The 16,848-nt window shown below is 62.9% G+C and carries 17 protein-coding genes; 8 read left to right on the forward strand and 9 right to left on the reverse strand.

What is annotated here, in order from left to right:
- Positions 1-75: 75 nt before the first annotated feature.
- The 5 genes from rng to mreB form a co-directional block, all read right to left on the reverse strand.
- Positions 76-1,533, reverse strand: coding sequence for a ribonuclease G (gene rng, locus M5G11_RS21805; protein ID WP_273909096.1), 1,458 nt, complete (start codon positions 1,531-1,533; stop codon positions 76-78).
- 86 nt (positions 1,534-1,619) lie between these two features.
- On the reverse strand, positions 1,620-2,216 hold the full coding sequence (locus tag M5G11_RS21810; RefSeq protein ID WP_273909095.1) for a Maf family protein: 597 nt from the start codon (positions 2,214-2,216) through the stop codon (positions 1,620-1,622).
- Positions 2,217-2,250: 34 nt separating this feature from the next.
- A complete protein-coding gene (gene mreD / locus M5G11_RS21815) occupies positions 2,251-2,739 on the reverse strand; it encodes a rod shape-determining protein MreD (RefSeq protein WP_273909094.1) in 489 nt (162 codons plus the stop codon).
- Positions 2,739-3,815: a rod shape-determining protein MreC gene (mreC, locus tag M5G11_RS21820; protein WP_273909139.1), complete on the reverse strand. Its 1,077-nt coding sequence runs from the start codon at positions 3,813-3,815 to the stop codon at positions 2,739-2,741. The genes mreD and mreC overlap by 1 nt, the downstream gene beginning before the upstream one ends.
- A gap of 168 nt (positions 3,816-3,983) precedes the next feature.
- Positions 3,984-5,021 carry a rod shape-determining protein MreB gene (mreB, locus tag M5G11_RS21825; RefSeq protein ID WP_008371426.1) on the reverse strand — a complete coding sequence of 346 codons (1,038 nt, stop codon included), beginning with the start codon at positions 5,019-5,021 and terminating at the stop codon, positions 3,984-3,986.
- Positions 5,022-5,223: 202 nt separating this feature from the next.
- Here mreB and gatC point away from each other — a divergent pair, with 202 nt between their 5' ends.
- The 6 genes from gatC (at position 5,224) to M5G11_RS21855 (ending at position 10,456) form a co-directional block, all read left to right on the forward strand.
- Positions 5,224-5,511 (forward strand): Asp-tRNA(Asn)/Glu-tRNA(Gln) amidotransferase subunit GatC, encoded by a 288-nt coding sequence (gene gatC / locus M5G11_RS21830; RefSeq protein ID WP_273909093.1) that lies wholly within the window; start codon positions 5,224-5,226, stop codon positions 5,509-5,511.
- Between the two features lie 16 nt (positions 5,512-5,527).
- A complete protein-coding gene (gene gatA, locus M5G11_RS21835; protein WP_273909092.1) occupies positions 5,528-6,979 on the forward strand; it encodes an Asp-tRNA(Asn)/Glu-tRNA(Gln) amidotransferase subunit GatA in 1,452 nt (483 codons plus the stop codon).
- A gap of 11 nt (positions 6,980-6,990) precedes the next feature.
- Complete coding sequence (gene gatB / locus M5G11_RS21840; protein ID WP_273909091.1) at positions 6,991-8,436, forward strand: Asp-tRNA(Asn)/Glu-tRNA(Gln) amidotransferase subunit GatB; 1,446 nt, start codon at positions 6,991-6,993, stop codon at positions 8,434-8,436.
- A gap of 152 nt (positions 8,437-8,588) precedes the next feature.
- Entirely contained in the window at positions 8,589-8,960 is a 372-nt protein-coding gene (locus M5G11_RS21845) for a septal ring lytic transglycosylase RlpA family protein (protein WP_273909090.1), read from the forward strand.
- Positions 8,961-9,024: 64 nt separating this feature from the next.
- Positions 9,025-10,068 (forward strand): calcium/sodium antiporter, encoded by a 1,044-nt coding sequence (locus tag M5G11_RS21850; RefSeq protein ID WP_273909138.1) that lies wholly within the window; start codon positions 9,025-9,027, stop codon positions 10,066-10,068.
- Positions 10,069-10,078: 10 nt separating this feature from the next.
- Positions 10,079-10,456, forward strand: a complete 378-nt coding sequence (locus tag M5G11_RS21855; protein ID WP_273909089.1) for a carboxymuconolactone decarboxylase family protein — start codon at positions 10,079-10,081, stop codon at positions 10,454-10,456.
- A 27-nt stretch (positions 10,457-10,483) separates the two neighbouring features.
- Here the strand turns inward: M5G11_RS21855 and M5G11_RS21860 are convergent, their stop codons facing one another.
- Positions 10,484-11,857, reverse strand: a complete 1,374-nt coding sequence (locus M5G11_RS21860) for an amino acid permease (RefSeq protein ID WP_273909088.1) — start codon at positions 11,855-11,857, stop codon at positions 10,484-10,486.
- A 52-nt stretch (positions 11,858-11,909) separates the two neighbouring features.
- Positions 11,910-12,851 carry an AEC family transporter gene (locus tag M5G11_RS21865; protein ID WP_273909087.1) on the reverse strand — a complete coding sequence of 314 codons (942 nt, stop codon included), beginning with the start codon at positions 12,849-12,851 and terminating at the stop codon, positions 11,910-11,912.
- Between the two features lie 192 nt (positions 12,852-13,043).
- Between M5G11_RS21865 and M5G11_RS21870 the strand changes: the two genes are divergently transcribed.
- A complete protein-coding gene (locus tag M5G11_RS21870; protein ID WP_273909086.1) occupies positions 13,044-14,648 on the forward strand; it encodes a phospholipase in 1,605 nt (534 codons plus the stop codon).
- Between the two features lie 14 nt (positions 14,649-14,662).
- The gene (locus tag M5G11_RS21875) at positions 14,663-14,851 is read left to right on the forward strand and encodes a hypothetical protein (RefSeq protein ID WP_273909085.1); all 189 of its coding nucleotides are present in this window, start codon (positions 14,663-14,665) and stop codon (positions 14,849-14,851) included.
- Between the two features lie 102 nt (positions 14,852-14,953).
- Here M5G11_RS21875 and M5G11_RS21880 read toward each other — a convergent pair whose 3' ends face one another.
- Together M5G11_RS21880 and M5G11_RS21885 are read right to left on the reverse strand one after the other, a co-directional pair.
- Complete coding sequence (locus M5G11_RS21880) at positions 14,954-15,514, reverse strand: response regulator transcription factor (RefSeq protein WP_273909084.1); 561 nt, start codon at positions 15,512-15,514, stop codon at positions 14,954-14,956.
- Positions 15,511-16,770: an ATP-binding protein gene (locus M5G11_RS21885; RefSeq protein WP_273909083.1), complete on the reverse strand. Its 1,260-nt coding sequence runs from the start codon at positions 16,768-16,770 to the stop codon at positions 15,511-15,513. Before M5G11_RS21885 ends, M5G11_RS21880 begins: the two co-directional genes overlap by 4 nt.
- Positions 16,771-16,848: the final 78 nt, after the last annotated feature.

The raw sequence follows: 16,848 nt of genomic DNA on the forward strand, positions 1-16,848 counted from the left end.
CGAGTCGTCCATTAACTATGGCCCGAGCTTTGCGGTTTGCCAGCGACGATGGCGGCGCGTTGAAGTCATAACGTGTCAGAGCAGCACCACATCATATTGTTCCTGGGAGTACATGGACTCGACCTGGAAGCGAATGGTTCGCCCGATGAACGTCTCGAGCTCGGCTACGTTGCCCGACTCCTCATCGAGCAGGCGGTCGACGACCTTCTGGTTGGCCAGTACCCGATAGCCTTCGGCCTGATAGGCACGGGCCTCACGCAAAATTTCGCGGAAGATCTCGTAGCAGATGGTCTCCGGGGTTTTCAGCTTGCCGCGCCCCTGACAGCAGCTGCAGGGTTCGCAGAGCACCTGCTCAAGGCTTTCACGGGTCCGCTTGCGGGTCATCTGCACCAGGCCCAACTCGGTGATCCCGATGATATTGGTCTTGGCGTGGTCGCGCTCCAGCTGTTTCTCCAGGGTGCGCAGCACCTGGCGCTGGTGCTCTTCGTCTTCCATGTCGATGAAGTCGATGATGATGATCCCGCCGATGTTGCGCAGGCGCAGCTGGCGGGCAATCGCGGTGGCCGCTTCGAGATTGGTCTTGAAGATGGTTTCCTCAAGGTTGCGGTGCCCGACGAACGCCCCGGTGTTGACGTCGATGGTGGTCATCGCTTCAGCCGGGTCGACTACCAGGTAGCCACCGGACTTGAGCGGCACCTTGCGGTCCAGTGCCCGTTGGATTTCATCTTCGACGCCATACAGGTCGAAAATCGGTCGCTCGCCTGGGTAATGCTCCAGACGGTCGGCAATTTCCGGCATCAGTTCGGCGACGAACTGTGTGGTTTTCTGGAAGGTTTCCCGCGAGTCGATGCGGATCTTCTCGATCTTCGGGTTAACCAGGTCGCGCAGGGTGCGCAGGGCCAGGCCGAGGTCTTCGTAGATTTCGGTCGGGGCCCCCACCGTCTTGATCTGCGCGCCGATCTGGTCCCAGAGGCGACGCAGGTAACGGATGTCCATGAGGATCTCATCGGCGCCGGCACCTTCGGCCGCAGTGCGCAGGATGAAGCCGCCGGCATCCTTGATGTTTTCTGCGGCAATGCAATCGGCGACCACCTGTTTAAGGCGCTCACGCTCGCCTTCGTCTTCGATCTTCAGCGAAATACCGACATGACTGGTGCGCGGCATGTACACCAGGTAGCGCGAAGGGATCGACAACTGGGTGGTCAGGCGCGCGCCCTTGGAACCGATCGGGTCCTTGGTGACCTGGACCACCAGGCTCTGGCCTTCATGGACCAGGGCGCTGATGGTCTCAAGCGTCGCCCCTTCGCGCAGGGAGATTTCCGAGGCATGGATGAATGCCGCGCGCTCCAGGCCGATATCGACGAAGGCCGCCTGCATGCCAGGCAACACCCGCACTACCTTGCCCTTGTAGATATTGCCAACGATGCCGCGGCGCTGGGTGCGCTCGACGTGCACTTCCTGAAGAACACCGTTCTCCACCACCGCCACGCGTGATTCCATCGGCGTGATATTGATCAGAATCTCTTCACTCATGGCAGGCTCTCGTCAAAGGTCTTCAGGTAATGATGGATTGCCCGGCGGTCGCTGGCGAGCAATAAACGGTGTCAGCGCGTCCTCTTTTAGTTCGTGTCCAGGTGTTGCCAACAGGGAACACCGAATCGAGCCAGCAATTCGGCGGTTTCGCTGACGGGCAGGCCGACCACGGCGGAGTAACTGCCCTGCAGGCCTTTCACGAAAACTGCGCCCAAACCTTGTATCGCATACGACCCGGCCTTGTCCTGCGGCTCGCCGCTGGACCAGTAGGCTTCGGCCTCCTGGGGAGCAATCACACGGAAGGTCACTTGGCTGCTGATACAAAAACTTTCGTTGCGCTGGCCATCGACCACCGCAACGGCAGTCAGCACTTCGTGCTCACGGCCCGACAGCGCTGCGAGCATGGCCAGCGCATCGGCGCGGTCCAGCGGCTTGCCAAGAATCCGGCCATCGAGCACCACGGCAGTGTCGGCACCCAGCACGACGCCAGGCGTGCCGGCATCGAGCGTGGCCAAGCCCGCCTCGGCCTTGCCCAACGCCAGGCGCAGTACATAGGCTTCAGGGTGCTCGCCCGCCAGCGGCGTCTCATCGATGGACGCGCTGACGGTAGTGAAGGGAATGCCAATCTGGGTCAGCAGCTCGCGACGGCGCGGCGATCCAGAGGCTAAGTAAAGCGGGGTCATCACGACGTCTCCCTGTCAGCAGTGGATTGCAGCGCTAGTTGATGCTCAGGCGCCGACGCAGACCGCGCAAGCCATAGCTGATCCACGGCCAGAGCAAGGCACTGGTGACGGCCGGCCAGATCAACGCCAGGGTTGGCTGACGATTGCCGGTCAACGCACTGAGCCACAGCTGAACCAGCTGGGCCAGGCCGAACACCACGAGGATCACCAGGCTTTGCTGCCACATCGGGAACATCCGCAGGCGCTGTTGCAACGACAGCACCAGGAACGTGATCAGGGTCAGCACCAGGGCGTTCTGCCCCAGTAGCGTGCCGTACAGCACATCTTCGGCAAGGCCGAGCAGAAACGCCGTGGTCATGCCGATCTTGTGTGGCAGGGCCAAGGTCCAAAATGCGAGAAGCAAGGCCAGCCAGAGCGGGCGGAAGACTTCCATGAACTGTGGCATCGGCCACACGCTGAGCAGCAGGCCGATGAGGAAGGTGAACCAGACCACCCAGCCATTCTTGCTGCGGGTACCGACCATCAGTGAGTCTCCCGGGAAGGGGTCGCGGCAGCCGCCGGCGTTACCGGGGCGACAGGCGCCACCGGTGCTGCGGCAGGTGCGTGCGCAGGTGCAGGCGTTACGCCAGGTTTGACCGGGGTTGCCGGCGCCGCCGCAGGTGTGGCCGCGCCAGGCACTGCCGCAGGGGCGCCATGTGCGTCGGGCGTAGCCGCCTGACTTTGGCGATCTGCGGCTTCCTGCGCCTGTGCCGCGTCGTTGGCCCGCTGCTCCGGAGTACGGCTGTCGGAGAACACCAGCAGCATGTAGCGGCTGCGGTTCAACGCGGCAGTCGGCACCGCCCGCACGATGGCGAAGGGTTGCCCGGAGTCGTGGATCACTTCACGCACGGTCGCCACCGGGTAGCCCGCCGGGAAGCGCTGGCCAAGGCCGGAGCTGACCAGCAGGTCGCCTTCCTTGATATCGGCGGTGTCCGCGACGTGACGCAATTCGAGGCGCTCGGGGTTGCCGGTACCGCTGGCAATCGCCCGCAGGCCGTTACGGTTGACCTGCACCGGAATGCTGTGGGTGGTGTCGGTCAGCAGCAGCACACGCGCGGTGTACGGCATCAACTCGACCACCTGGCCCATCAGGCCACGGGCATCAAGCACCGGCTGGCCAAGGACCACGCCATCGCGCTCGCCCTTGTTGATCAGGATGCGGTGGGTGAACGGGTTGGGGTCGACGCCGATCAGCTCGGCCACCTCCACCTTCTCGTTGACCAATGCCGAAGAGTTGAGCAACTCGCGCAGACGCACGTTCTGCTCGGTCAGGGCCGCCAGCTTTTGCAGGCGACCTTGCAGCAGCAAGGCTTCGGTCTTGAGTTTCTCGTTCTCGGCGATCAGCTCGGTACGGCTGCCAAACTGGCTGGCCACACCCTGCCACAAGCGCTGCGGCACATCGGTGATCAGGTAGGACTGCATCAGCACCAGCGACATCTGGCCGCGTACAGGCTTGAGCAAGGTGAAGCGGGCATCGACCACCATCAGGGCGATCGACAGCACGACCAGCACGAGCAGGCGTACGCCCAGCGACGGGCCTTTGGCGAAAAGCGGTTTAATAGGCCGCTCCTCGTGGAGGACTATTCAGGAGGTCATTCATACGGCAACGCACCGGCCTGCTTTGCGGATTGATGGAAACGACGCCCACACGGACGTCAGCCCAGCACATACAGGTAGCACTTGCGGGCGCTACCTGTAAACCGGGCATCGTGGAAGCTTACCGGCGAATCATTCGCTGGAGAGCAGGTCCATGGTGTGTTTGTCCATCATCTCCAGGGCGCGACCGCCGCCACGGGCGACACAGGTCAGCGGGTCTTCGGCGACGATCACTGGCAGGCCGGTTTCCTGGGCCAGCAGTTTGTCCAGGTCACGCAGCAATGCGCCACCACCGGTCAGCACCAGGCCACGCTCGGCGATGTCGGAAGCCAGCTCCGGAGGCGATTGCTCCAGGGCGCTCTTGACCGCTTGAACGATGGTCGCCAGCGACTCCTGCAGTGCTTCAAGCACTTCGTTGGAGTTCAGGGTGAAGGCACGTGGAACGCCTTCGGCCAGGTTGCGGCCGCGCACGTCGACTTCACGGACTTCGCCGCCTGGGTAGGCCGTACCGATTTCCTGCTTGATGCGTTCAGCGGTGGACTCACCGATCAGGCTGCCGTAGTTGCGGCGCACGTAGGTAACGATGGCTTCGTCGAAACGGTCGCCACCGACCCGTACGGATTCCGCATAGACCACGCCGTTCAGCGAGATCAGCGCGATTTCAGTGGTACCACCACCGATATCGACGACCATCGAACCACGGGCTTCTTCAACCGGCAGGCCGGCGCCGATGGCCGCAGCCATTGGCTCTTCGATCAGGAACACTTCACGCGCACCGGCACCGAGGGCCGACTCACGGATTGCACGGCGCTCGACCTGGGTCGACTTGCACGGCACGCAGATCAGCACACGAGGGCTTGGCTGCAGGAAGCTGTTCTCGTGAACCTTGTTGATGAAGTACTGCAGCATTTTTTCACAAACGCTGAAGTCGGCGATCACGCCGTCTTTCATCGGACGAATGGCAGCAATGTTGCCGGGGGTACGGCCGAGCATACGCTTGGCTTCGGTACCGACAGCGACGACACTTTTCTGGTTGCCGTGAGTACGAATGGCCACAACAGAAGGCTCATTCAGGACGATACCGCGCTCACGCACGTAAATAAGGGTGTTGGCAGTGCCCAGGTCGATGGAAAGATCGCTGGAAAACATGCCACGCAGTTTCTTGAACATGGGAAAGTGACCCTAGGCAACGCGTGGGTAAAAAAGTGCGGCAAACTCTAACAACGGCGGGGATTTTGGGCAAGGCGCCAATATGTTAAATTGGCAGTTTTTCCGAGCAAGCCAGCACACAATCGCGGCCTTATGACCGTAGAATTGCCAGCATGTTCCTCATTACGGACTTATTCCGTCTTTGTTTCCCCAGGAGATCCCCATGGCGCTTGAACGCTGCGACGTGGAAAAGATCGCTCATCTGGCCCGACTGGGCCTCAATGACGCCGATCTGCCACGCACTACCGATGCCCTGAACAGTATTCTGGCATTGGTCGACCAGATGCAAGCGGTCGATACCACTGGCATCGAGCCATTGGCCCACCCATTGGAAGCCAGTCAGCGCCTGCGCGCCGACGTGGTCACCGAAACCAATCATCGAGACAGCTACCAGGCCATCGCCCCGGCGACGGAAAACGGCCTGTACCTGGTTCCTAAAGTCATCGAGTAAGGGAATAGAGCCTGCCATGCATCAATTGACCCTGGCCGAGATAGCCCGCGGACTCGCCGACAAGTCGTTTTCTTCCGAAGAGCTGACCCGCACGCTACTGGCGCGCATCCACCAGCTCGACCCGCAACTGAACAGCTTCATCAGCGTCACCGAGGAACTGGCCCTGAGCCAGGCCCGTGCCGCCGACGCCCGTCGCGCCAATGGCGAAGCCGGTGCCCTGCTGGGCGCCCCGATCGCCCACAAGGACCTGTTCTGCACCCAGGGCATCCGCACCAGCTGCGGCTCGAAGATGCTCGACAACTTCAAGGCGCCGTATGACGCCACCGTGGTCGCCAAGCTGGCCGAGGCCGGCATGGTCACCCTGGGCAAGACCAACATGGACGAGTTCGCCATGGGTTCGGCCAACGAATCCAGCCACTACGGCCCGGTGAAGAACCCATGGAACCTGGAGCACGTGCCAGGCGGCTCGTCGGGTGGTTCTGCCGCCGCAGTGGCCGCGCGCCTGCTGCCGGCCTCCACCGGCACCGACACCGGCGGATCTATCCGACAGCCGGCAGCGCTGACCAACCTTACCGGCCTGAAACCGACGTACGGTCGTGTTTCGCGCTGGGGCATGATCGCCTACGCCTCGAGTCTCGACCAGGGCGGCCCACTGGCCCGCACGGCCGAAGACTGCGCCCTGCTGCTGCAAGGCATGGCCGGTTTCGATGCCAAGGACTCCACCTGCATCGATGAGCCGGTCGGCGACTACAGCGCCAACCTCAATGCCTCCCTGCAAGGCCTGCGCATCGGCCTGCCGAAGGAATACTTCGGTGCCGGCCTCGACCCACGCATCGCCGACCTGGTCCAGGCCAGCGTCAGGGAGCTGGAAAAGCTCGGCGCCGTGGTCAAGGAAATCAGCCTGCCGAACATGCAGCACGCGATCCCTGCGTACTACGTGATCGCCCCGGCCGAAGCCTCGTCCAACCTGTCGCGTTTCGACGGCGTGCGCTACGGCTACCGCTGCGAGAACCCGAAAGACCTCACCGACCTGTACAAGCGCTCGCGCGGTGAAGGCTTCGGTGCCGAAGTGCAGCGCCGCATCATGGTCGGTGCCTACGCCCTGTCGGCTGGCTACTACGATGCCTACTACCTGCAGGCGCAGAAGATCCGCCGCCTGATCAAGAATGATTTCATGGCCGCCTTCAATGACGTCGATGTGATCCTGGGCCCAACCACGCCGAACCCGGCCTGGAAGATCGGCGCCAAGAACAACGACCCGATCGCCGCATACCTGGAAGACGTCTACACCATCACCGCCAACCTCGCAGGCCTGCCTGGCCTGTCGATGCCGGCCGGTTTCGTCGAAGGTCTGCCGGTTGGCGTGCAGTTGCTCGCCCCGTATTTCCAGGAAGGCCGCCTGCTCAACGTCGCGCACCGCTATCAGCAAGTGACTGACTGGCACACCCGCGCACCTAACGGCTTCTGAGGAATTCACACATGCAATGGGAAGTTGTGATCGGGCTGGAAATTCATACCCAGCTCGCCACCCAGTCGAAGATTTTCTCCGGCAGCGCCACCACGTTCGGCTCCGAGCCGAACACCCAGGCCAGCCTGATCGACCTGGGCATGCCGGGCGTACTGCCGGTGCTGAACCAGGAAGCGGTGCGCATGGCCTGCATGTTCGGCCTGGCCATCGATGCCGAGATCGGCGAGCACAACGTGTTCGCGCGCAAGAACTACTTCTACCCTGACCTGCCCAAGGGCTACCAGATCAGCCAGATGGAGTTGCCGATCGTTGGCAAGGGCTACCTGGACATCGCCCTGGAAGACGGCACCGTCAAGCGCATCGGCATCACCCGCGCGCACCTGGAGGAAGACGCCGGCAAGAGCCTGCACGAAGACTTCAGCGGCGCCACCGGGATCGACCTGAACCGTGCCGGCACTCCGCTGCTGGAGATCGTTTCCGAGCCGGAAATGCGCAGCGCCAAGGAAGCCGTGGCTTACGTCAAGGCGATCCACGCGCTGGTGCGTTACCTGGGCATCTGCGACGGCAACATGGCCGAAGGTTCGCTGCGTTGCGACTGCAACGTGTCGATCCGCCCGAAAGGCCAGGTCGAGTTCGGTACCCGCTGCGAGATCAAGAACGTCAACTCGTTCCGCTTCATCGAGCGCGCGATCAACACCGAAGTGCAGCGCCAGATCGAGCTGATCGAAGACGGCGGCCGGGTCATCCAGGAAACCCGCCTGTACGACCCGAACAAAGACGAAACCCGCTCCATGCGCAGCAAGGAAGAAGCCAACGACTACCGTTACTTCCCTGATCCTGACCTGCTGCCGGTGGTGATCGAGCCTGCATTCCTCGAGAGCATCCGCGCCACCCTGCCGGAACTGCCGCCGCAAAAACGCGAGCGCTTCCAGAGCGAGTTCAACCTGTCGGCCTACGACGCCAACGTGCTGGCTTCCAGCCGTGAACAGGCGGACTACTTCGAAGCCGTGGTCGCTGTGTGTGGCGACGCGAAACTTGCCGCCAACTGGGTCATGGTCGAGCTGGGCAGCCTGCTCAACGAGCTGGGCCTGGAGATCGACCAGGCGCCAGTCAGCGCCGCGAACCTGGGCGGCATGCTCAAGCGCATCCTCGACAACACCATCAACGGCAAGATCGCCAAGGTGGTATTCGAGAAGATGGCTGCCGGCGAAGGCGATGCCGATCAGGTCATCGAAGCCAATGGCCTGAAACAGGTCACTGACAGCGGTGCCATCGAGAAGGTCCTGGACGACGTGCTGAAGGCCAACGCCGAGCAGGTCGAGCAGTACCGGGCGGCGGATGAAGCCAAGCGCGGCAAGATGTTCGGCTTCTTCGTCGGCCAGGCGATGAAGGCGTCCAAGGGCAAGGCGAACCCGGCACAGGTGAACCAATTGCTCAAGAGCAAGCTCGAAGGGTAACCGCTTGACCCTGTGGGAGCCGGCCTTGCCGGCGATGCGGCCCGGATGGCCGGCGACCGTTAGCCGGTCGATCGCTGGCAATGCCAGCTCCCACAGGATTGACGGTGTGCACCCACTCTGGTGCTCTTTCCACCTTTGGAGCAATTGACTTGATGTGGCGTCTGCCCAGCGCTTTCGCGCTACTTACCCTGCTTGCCGGCTGTGCCAGCCACAACATCGACCCGCGCGGTTACGACCAGAGCGGTACCGCCTCCTATTACGGTTCCCGTCATCACGGCAAACGCACCGCCAGTGGCGAACCCTTCAATCAAAACGCAATGACCGCTGCCCACCGCAGCCTGCCCTTCGGCACCCGCGTACAAGTCACCAACCTGTCCAACGACCGTAGCGTCGTGGTCCGCATCAATGATCGCGGCCCGCATACCCGTGGCCGGCTGATCGACCTGTCCCGCGCCGCCGCCGAACAATTGGGCATGCTCCGTAGCGGAACGGCGCGCGTACGGGTACAAAGTCTCAGCGACTGACCCTGTTTCGGAGCACACCGCCATTTTCAACCTGGCCGCATTACCCACCTTCAGCCTGCTGCAACTGGCCTTCGGCCTGCTGCTGTTGATTGCCGGCGCCGAACTGCTGGTACGCTCAGCCCTGCGCATGGCGGTGAGCCTGCAGGTACGCCCGCTGATCATCGGCTTGAGCCTGGTGGCCTTCGGCAGCAGCGCACCGCAACTGACAGTCAGCCTGCAAGCCGCCTATACCGGCGCCCCGGATGTCGCTGTGGGCAGCGTGATTGGCAGCAACATCTTCAATATCCTGGTCATCCTCGGCCTGGCCGCGCTGATCATTCCGCTGCGCGTCTCCCGTCAACTGGTGCGCCTGGACATCCCGCTGATGATCGGCGCCAGCCTGCTGGTGTACCTGCTGGCCCTCAACGAAACACTTGGCCGCCTCGAAGGCGCCCTGCTGCTGCTCGGCCTGTTCGGCTACCTGGGGCTGCTCTGGCACCAATCGCGACATTACGCACGCACCTACCCGACACCCAAGCCGACCCGCACCCACGGCCTGCGTTTCTGGACCGGGACGATCCTGCTGATGCTCTGCGGCCTGGGCCTGCTCAGCCTGGCCGGGCACCTGTTGCTGGAAGCCTCGGTGGAGGTTGCGGTCGACCTGGGCTTGTCGGAGCGGATCATCGGCCTGACCGTGGTCGCCGTGTGCACGTCCCTGCCAGAGCTGGCCACCTCGTTGATCGCCGCGCTGCGCGGCGAACGGGAAATTGCCGTGGGCAACGTGATCGGCAGCAACCTGTTCAACCTGCTGGCGGTGCTTGGCCTGACCGCGATGATTGCCCCCGAACCCTTGTCGATCTCGCCCAATGCCTTGAGTTTCGACCTGCCGGTGATGCTCGGCGTGGCCGTGCTGAGCCTGCCGGTGTTCTATTCCGGCTACCGGGTCACCCGCGCCGAAGGCCTGGTATTCCTTTCGCTGTACCTGGCCTACGGCCTGCACGTGGTGGCGTTCACCACCGGCATGCCGCTGGCCACCCGCCTGGAGCAGTTGATGCTGTTCTACGTCCTGCCAGCGCTGGCGGCGGTGTTGCTGTACACCACCGTGCGTGCCTGGCGCCGCCAACACTAAGGAAAACAAGATGGGCGACACCAAGAAAACCGGCGAACAGGTTCGCCGCCAGGTCATGGGCGACGTGTTCGTCGACCGCGCACTGGGCAACGCCACCGACTTCAGCGCACCGCTACAGGAGTTTGTGAATGAACACGCCTGGGGCAGCGTGTGGAGCCGCGAAGGCCTGCCGCTGAAGACCCGCAGCCTGATCACCCTGGCCGCGTTGACCGCACTCAAGTGCCCGCAAGAGCTCAAGGGCCACGTGCGCGGCGCCCTGAACAACGGATGTACGGTGGAGGAGATCCGCGAAGCGCTGCTGCACTGCGCGGTATACGCCGGGGTCCCGGCGGCGATGGATGCGTTTCGCGCCGCGCAGGAAGTGATCGACAGCTATCAGCAGGGCTGAGCCTGCCGACCACTCCCCCGCAGGCCGTCAGTTGCTGGCGACGACGGCCTTGCTGCTTTTCTTCTTCAGCCAGAACGCCACGGCCAGCACCGCCAGCCACACCGGAATCAGCATCACCGAGATGCGGATGCCCGGCGTCAGGTACATCACCACCAGGATCAACGCCAGGAAGGCCAGGCAGATGTAGTTGGTCAGCGGATAGCCCCAGCTCCGGTAGAAAGTCGTTTCGCCGGCCGCCTGCTTGGCCTTGCGGAACTTCAGGTGGGTGATGCTGATGATGCCCCAGTTGATCACCAGCGACGACACCACCAGCGCCATCAGCAGGCCAAAGGCTTCGGCCGGCATCAGGTAGTTGATCACCACGCACAGGCCGGTTGCCAGCGCCGACACGCCCAATGCTGCCAGCGGTACGCCACGGGCGTTGACCTTGAGCAGGCGCTTGGGTGCATCACCCTGGGTCGCCAGGCCGAACAGCATGCGGCTGTTGCAGTACACGCAGCTGTTGTACACAGAGAGTGCTGCGGTCAGCACCACCAGGTTCAGCACCGTGGCCACCAGGTTGCTGTCCAGCGCATGGAAGATCATCACGAACGGGCTACCGCCCTGCACGACTTTCTGCCACGGGTACAGCGCCAGCAGCACGGCCAGGGCACCGATGTAGAAGATCAGGATGCGGTAGATCACCTGGTTGGTAGCACGTGGAATGCTGTGACGCGGGTTGTCGGCTTCAGCGGCGGTGATGCCGACCAGCTCCAGGCCGCCGAAGGAGAACATGATCACCGCCATCGCCATCAACAGCCCGGTGCCGCCATTGGGGAAGAAGCCGCCATGCTGCCAGAGGTTGGCGACGCTGGCTTCCGGGCCGCCGGTGCCGCTGACCAGCAGGTAGACGCCAAAGCCGATCATGCTGACGATGGCCACCACCTTGATCAGGGCGAACCAGAACTCCATCTCGCCAAAGACTTTCACCTGGCTCAGGTTGATCAGGTTGATCAGCGCGAAGAACACGGCCGCCGTGGCCCAGGTCGGGAAGCCCGGCCACCAGTACTGGATGTAGATACCCACGGCCGTGAGTTCGGCCATGCCGACCAGCACGTAGAGCACCCAGTAGTTCCAGCCGGACATGAAGCCGGCGAACTCGCTCCAGTATCTGTGCGCAAAATGGCTGAAGGTGCCGGAAACCGGCTCTTCGACGACCATCTCGCCCAATTGGCGCATGATGAAGAAGGCAATCATCCCGGCAATCGCATAACCCAGCAGCACGGACGGGCCGGCCAGCTGGATGGTCTGGGCGATCCCCAGGAACAGGCCGGTGCCAATCGCCCCGCCCAGGGCAATCAACTGGATATGGCGGTTCTTCAGGCCGCGATGCAACCGCTCCGGCGTGATCTCGTCTTGCATGAAGTGTCCTCGGACGTGAGAGGCAGTATTGGAATTATTTTGCCGACAGCATCTAGATCCAGCCGCCCCACTGCAATAGGAAAATGCCGATATTCGTCGTAATTGCGGCTAAAACAGTGGTAATGACGATGATCGAGGCCGCCAGTTCATGGTTGGCGTTGGCTGCCCGGGCCATGACATAGCTGGCGGCCGCCGTAGGGCTGCCGACGTACAGGAACAGGATGCCCAGCTCCGCCCCGCGAAAACCGCAGAACCACGCGCCAAGGGTCGCGAGCAATGGTAGCCAGACCATCTTCAGCAGGCTCGCCTCCAACGCGAGCTTGCCGCTGGCACGGAACGAGGCCAGCGACAACGTCCCGCCAATACAGATCAGCGCCAGCGGCAAGGTCATCTGCGCCAGGTAATCGGCGGAGGTCAGCAGCCAGTTGGGCAGTGGTACCTGGGCGTAGGCCATGGGCGTGGCGACCAGCACACTGATGATCAGCGGGTTGCGCAGGATGCTCTTGCAGATGCTCCACGGGTCGGACTTGACCGACGGGCTGTACACCGCCAGCAGCACCACCGACAGCGAGTTGTAGAGCAGGATCACCACCCCGGCGAGCACCGAGCCCAGTGCGATGCCGTAATCGCCGTACATGCTCGCGGCCAGGGCCAGGCCGATGATTGCGTTGTTGCCGCGAAACGCGCCCTGGGCATAGATCCCGCGGTCCTCGCGCGGGCAACGCCAGATCGCGATCAGCCAGGCCAGGCCAAAACAACCCAGGGTTGCCACGAAGAAGTACAGCAGCATGCCGGGGCGTACCGCAGCGCTCAGGTCGGCGTGGTAGATGCCGAGGAACAGCAGCGCCGGCATGCACACGTTGAACACCAGCGCGGACGCCGTGTAGATGAAACCCTCGTTGATTGCATTGATGCGCCGCAACAGCACGCCGAGGAACAACATCGCGAACACCGGTGCGGTGATGTTCAGCGTCTGAAGGAAAAGCGCAAGCATGCAGGTGGTCCCGTCGGCTGTCGTTAGGGGGCTAATGATACGTCAGGGCCGCGGCTTACCGCGCTGACCAATACCAAATGCGCGTAAGAAAATTCAGCACTTGACGACGGAATGAATTCCGATATGATCGAAAACAACTGTACATGCATACAGTTAAATTAATGGAATTCACGACATTTCAAGGAGCTGAACATGTCACTCATGCAAACCGGGCTGCCTGCCCGAGCGGCCACTGCCGCCCCTGTTGTCGCCGCGCTGGACGCCTTGTTCAGTGTGGACGGCATTGCCATCCCCGGCCCCGACGCCCGCATCGTGCTGGTGATCGACGGCCACCACACCATCAAGTACCACCGCCCGGGCGTTTTGCCTCCAGCCCCCGTCAAGGGCAAGCCGGCCCTGCGTTTCGAGGGTGGCGAACACACCGCGATCGGTGACAGCGCGCAATTGCGCTTCGCGACTGACGCCCCGGCGATCCCGGCGTGGCAAGTGCCGCTGCACCTGCCCAACGGCCTGAACCTCAGCTATGGCCAGATCGTTGCGCTGGGCGGCGACTTCTACGGCGTGCCCGACCGTCCGATCGCTGACGGCGCCACGGCAGAAGAGCGTGTTCAACGCTTCGCTGCCGCATTTGACTCGCTGGCCGTGCTGCCAGCCTCGAAAGAGGAAGCGCAGAAGATCCTCGCGGTGATGCAGCGGGAAATCGCTGCGGCGAATCAGGCGATCCAGGACGGTCGTCAGCCCCACGAGGCGTACGATCAACTGGGCGATACCCTGTCGGAAGAATGGAACCGGATCACCGGCGGTGGCAGCTTTGCCACGGCGCTGTTCCCCCTTGGGCGTTACCTGAAACTGGCGGCCAGCAACTGGGACCACTTCGGTGAATGGGCGCTGCTGGCCTACCAGGCCGGTCACACCGCTGCGCTGCGCCAGGCAGTCAAAGCCCGCAACAGCGGCCTGGATGTGGACCTGGAGCTGGCCTATGCAATGAACGCCTTTGCCGACCACTTCCTCACCGACCTGTTCTCCTCCGGCCACGTGCGGGTACCGCGCAAAGCCATCAAGGACAACGTCACCCCGGCCGACCTGGGCTCGCTGATCTCGCGCTTCATGCACGATGAGGACAGCAAGTACGGTCTGGTACTGCGCAACGCCCAGGGTGATACCTGGCGTGGCTATGGCGACAAGCGTTACTTCGACAGCGTCGATGTGCGCAATCGCCAGCAAGTCGGGTTGGCGGTGCAGCGCTCGGTGGACGAGGTGTTTGCCGCCTTCGCCAGCGGTACGCCGGTGCAGCCGGGGCAATTTGCCGCGCTGCGGGTCGCGGCGGATTTGCAGGCGGCGGTGGCCGGCACTGTGCCGGGCAACTTCGCCCCATTGTTCGCGATGAAGAACGGCAAGCTGATGCGCCGTGCCGACGTCAACAACCTCAACGATACCGCGCAGATCGACAACTGGTGGGGTTGGAGCACCTACCTGCTGCTCAATGACTACACGCCGAACAAGCCGAGCGGTTTCCTCGAGGCGCCATTGGCTGCACCGGGCGTCACTGGCACCGGCGCGGGCCGGGCGGTGCGTTATGCGGTGAGTGTGGTGAACGGCTTGAACGAGTCCTACATCGGGCCGTGGAGTGCCTATGCCGAAGTGGGTGAACCCTTCCAGGCAACCCTCAGCGTACCGGTGGACAACTCGGGGAAATCCGTCGGGCGCAACCTGTTCCGGCAAGTGCGCGGCGGCTCACCTGAGCTGATCGCCTCGCTGGATCGCGACACCACTACCTATATCGATCGTCATCAGTGACAAGGAGGTCACCTATGTCCATTACCGTGAATCTGGAGCTGGCTTCGGGCCAGTCGCTCAAGGATGTTCCACTGCAACTGCTGCGCGACGGAGTCGTCGTGGCGCGGGCCAAGGTGGCGGCTGACGGCAAGGCGGTGTTTGACGCCAAGCCGGGGGCTGGGCAGTTGGCGGTGCGGGTGGATCGCACGCTGCTGCAGGCTTAAAAGCATCGCCGGCAAAGCCGGCTCCCACAGGTTCGGCACGCACCGTCAACTCTGTGGGAGCCGGCCTTGCCGGCGATTAGGCCCGAACAGACACAATCAATTTCAGCGGCGAACCGGCCGCTTCTGCAATTTGCGTTGCAACGTACGCCGGTGCATCCCCAGCGCCCGCGCGGTCGCCGAGATATTGCCTTCATGCTCGGTCAGCACGCGCTGGATATGCTCCCACTGCAGGCGGTCCACCGACATCGGGTTCTCCGGCACCAGGCTGTCCAGGTCAGCATGCTCGGACAGCAACGCCGCCAGCACATCATCGGCATCCGCCGGCTTGCACAGGTAGTTGCAGGCGCCGCGCTTGATCGCCTCCACCGCCGTGGCAATGCTCGAATAACCAGTGAGGATCACCACGCGCATTTCCGGGTCCAGCTCGAGCAACTTGGGCAGCAACACCAGCCCCGAGTCACCTTCCATCTTCAAGTCCAGCGTGGCGTAGTCCGGCACATCCTGCTGGGCCAGCAACAGCCCCTCTTCTGCCGAACCTGCCGTGCTCACACGAAAACCACGACGGCTCATGGCCCGCGCCATGACGCGGGTAAAGGTGGCGTCATCATCTACCAGCAGCAAGTGCGGCAGCTCTTCGCCTTCAACCTGGATTTCATCAGTCATCGATCGTCTCCTCGCGCGTCACGCGGCAGGCGCAGCTCGGTCAGCGTGCCACCTTCCTCATGACTATAGAGTTTTACCGAGCCGCCAGCACGGGTGACGCTGGCCTTGCTCAAGAACAGGCCCAGGCCGAAGCCTTTGCCCTTGGTCGTAAAGAACGGTTTGCCGATCTGCTCGGCAATGGCCACCGGAACCCCCGGGCCATGGTCGCGAATGTTGATCACGATGTCCTCGGCGTCCCAGTCCAGGCGCACTTCAAGGTCATCGGGGCAGGCATCGGCGGCATTGTTCAGCAAGTTCAACAGGGCCTGGGTCAGGTCCGGTGGCGGCGCCAGGCGCGGCACACTGCCCTGGCCCAGGCGTTGGAAGCGATAGCTCGCCTCAGGGCGCATCAGGTGCCAGCGGTTCAGCGATTCGTCGAGCCAGAAGGTGACCTCCTGGTCCTCCACCGCCATGCGCCGGTTGGCCTCGGCGGCACGCACCAGTTGCTGCAAGGTGTGCTTGCACTGCTTGACCTGTTCCTGCAGCACTTCCAAGTCATCCTGCAGCAGCGGGTCGGGGTGGTCCTGGCGCATTTCCTTGAGCAGCACGCTCATGGTCGCCAGCGGCGTACCCAGCTCATGCGCGGCACCTGCCGCCTGGGTGGCCACGGCCAGCAGTTGCTGGTCACGCAAGCCTTCCTCGCGGCGCTCGGCACGCAGTTGCTCCTGGCGGCGCAGCTCTTCGGCCATCTTCGCCGCGAAGAAGGTGATTACCGCCGCGGCCAGGGCAAAGCTCAGCCACATGCCGTAGATCTGCATCTTCTCGCGGGCCATGGGGAAGGTGTCCAGTGGGTAGAACTGCACCAGCAGCAAGGTGTACGCCACCAGGGCAATGCCGGACAGGATCACCGAATACATCCACGGCAATGTGACGGCGGCAATCGCCAGGGGCACCAGGTAATAAGAGACGAAGGGGTTGGTCGAGCCGCCCGAGTAATACAGCAGCGCACTGTGGATCAGCAGGTCACACGCCAGTTGCACGGCGTATTCAAGCTCGGTCACCGGTAACGAGGTGCGCAGGCGGATCGCCGTGAGCAAACACAACACCATGGAGAAGCCCAGGGTGATGCTCAGCGCCAGCCACGGCAGCGGTAACAGTTCGGTCCAGTAGGCGACGCCCACGGAACCTGCCTGGGCCGCCAGGACCAGTATGCGAATGAAGGTAAGGCGCCAGAGGTTCTGACGTGTCGCGGACAACATTTGAACGGGGGCGAGCATGAGCTCTCCTGATGAGTGCTCCAGGTGGATCGTCGCGAGTATACCCGCGCCAGCCCCCGGACTGCAGCAATGCGGCAA

Source organism: Pseudomonas fontis, assembly GCF_028656955.1.
Lineage (GTDB): Bacteria > Pseudomonadota > Gammaproteobacteria > Pseudomonadales > Pseudomonadaceae > Aquipseudomonas > Aquipseudomonas fontis.

Coding starts and splice junctions, on each gene's coding strand:
- rng (WP_273909096.1), bottom strand. CDS start 1,533: ATGAGTGAAGAGATTCTGATCAATATCACGCCGATGGAATCACGCGTG.
- M5G11_RS21810 (WP_273909095.1), bottom strand. CDS start 2,216: ATGACCCCGCTTTACTTAGCCTCTGGATCGCCGCGCCGTCGCGAGCTG.
- mreD (WP_273909094.1), bottom strand. CDS start 2,739: ATGGTCGGTACCCGCAGCAAGAATGGCTGGGTGGTCTGGTTCACCTTC.
- mreB (WP_008371426.1), bottom strand. CDS start 5,021: ATGTTCAAGAAACTGCGTGGCATGTTTTCCAGCGATCTTTCCATCGAC.
- gatC (WP_273909093.1), top strand. CDS start 5,224: ATGGCGCTTGAACGCTGCGACGTGGAAAAGATCGCTCATCTGGCCCGA.
- gatA (WP_273909092.1), top strand. CDS start 5,528: ATGCATCAATTGACCCTGGCCGAGATAGCCCGCGGACTCGCCGACAAG.
- gatB (WP_273909091.1), top strand. CDS start 6,991: ATGCAATGGGAAGTTGTGATCGGGCTGGAAATTCATACCCAGCTCGCC.
- M5G11_RS21845 (WP_273909090.1), top strand. CDS start 8,589: ATGTGGCGTCTGCCCAGCGCTTTCGCGCTACTTACCCTGCTTGCCGGC.
- M5G11_RS21855 (WP_273909089.1), top strand. CDS start 10,079: ATGGGCGACACCAAGAAAACCGGCGAACAGGTTCGCCGCCAGGTCATG.
- M5G11_RS21860 (WP_273909088.1), bottom strand. CDS start 11,857: ATGCAAGACGAGATCACGCCGGAGCGGTTGCATCGCGGCCTGAAGAAC.
- M5G11_RS21865 (WP_273909087.1), bottom strand. CDS start 12,851: ATGCTTGCGCTTTTCCTTCAGACGCTGAACATCACCGCACCGGTGTTC.
- M5G11_RS21870 (WP_273909086.1), top strand. CDS start 13,044: ATGTCACTCATGCAAACCGGGCTGCCTGCCCGAGCGGCCACTGCCGCC.
- M5G11_RS21875 (WP_273909085.1), top strand. CDS start 14,663: ATGTCCATTACCGTGAATCTGGAGCTGGCTTCGGGCCAGTCGCTCAAG.
- M5G11_RS21880 (WP_273909084.1), bottom strand. CDS start 15,514: ATGACTGATGAAATCCAGGTTGAAGGCGAAGAGCTGCCGCACTTGCTG.
- M5G11_RS21885 (WP_273909083.1), bottom strand. CDS start 16,770: ATGCTCGCCCCCGTTCAAATGTTGTCCGCGACACGTCAGAACCTCTGG.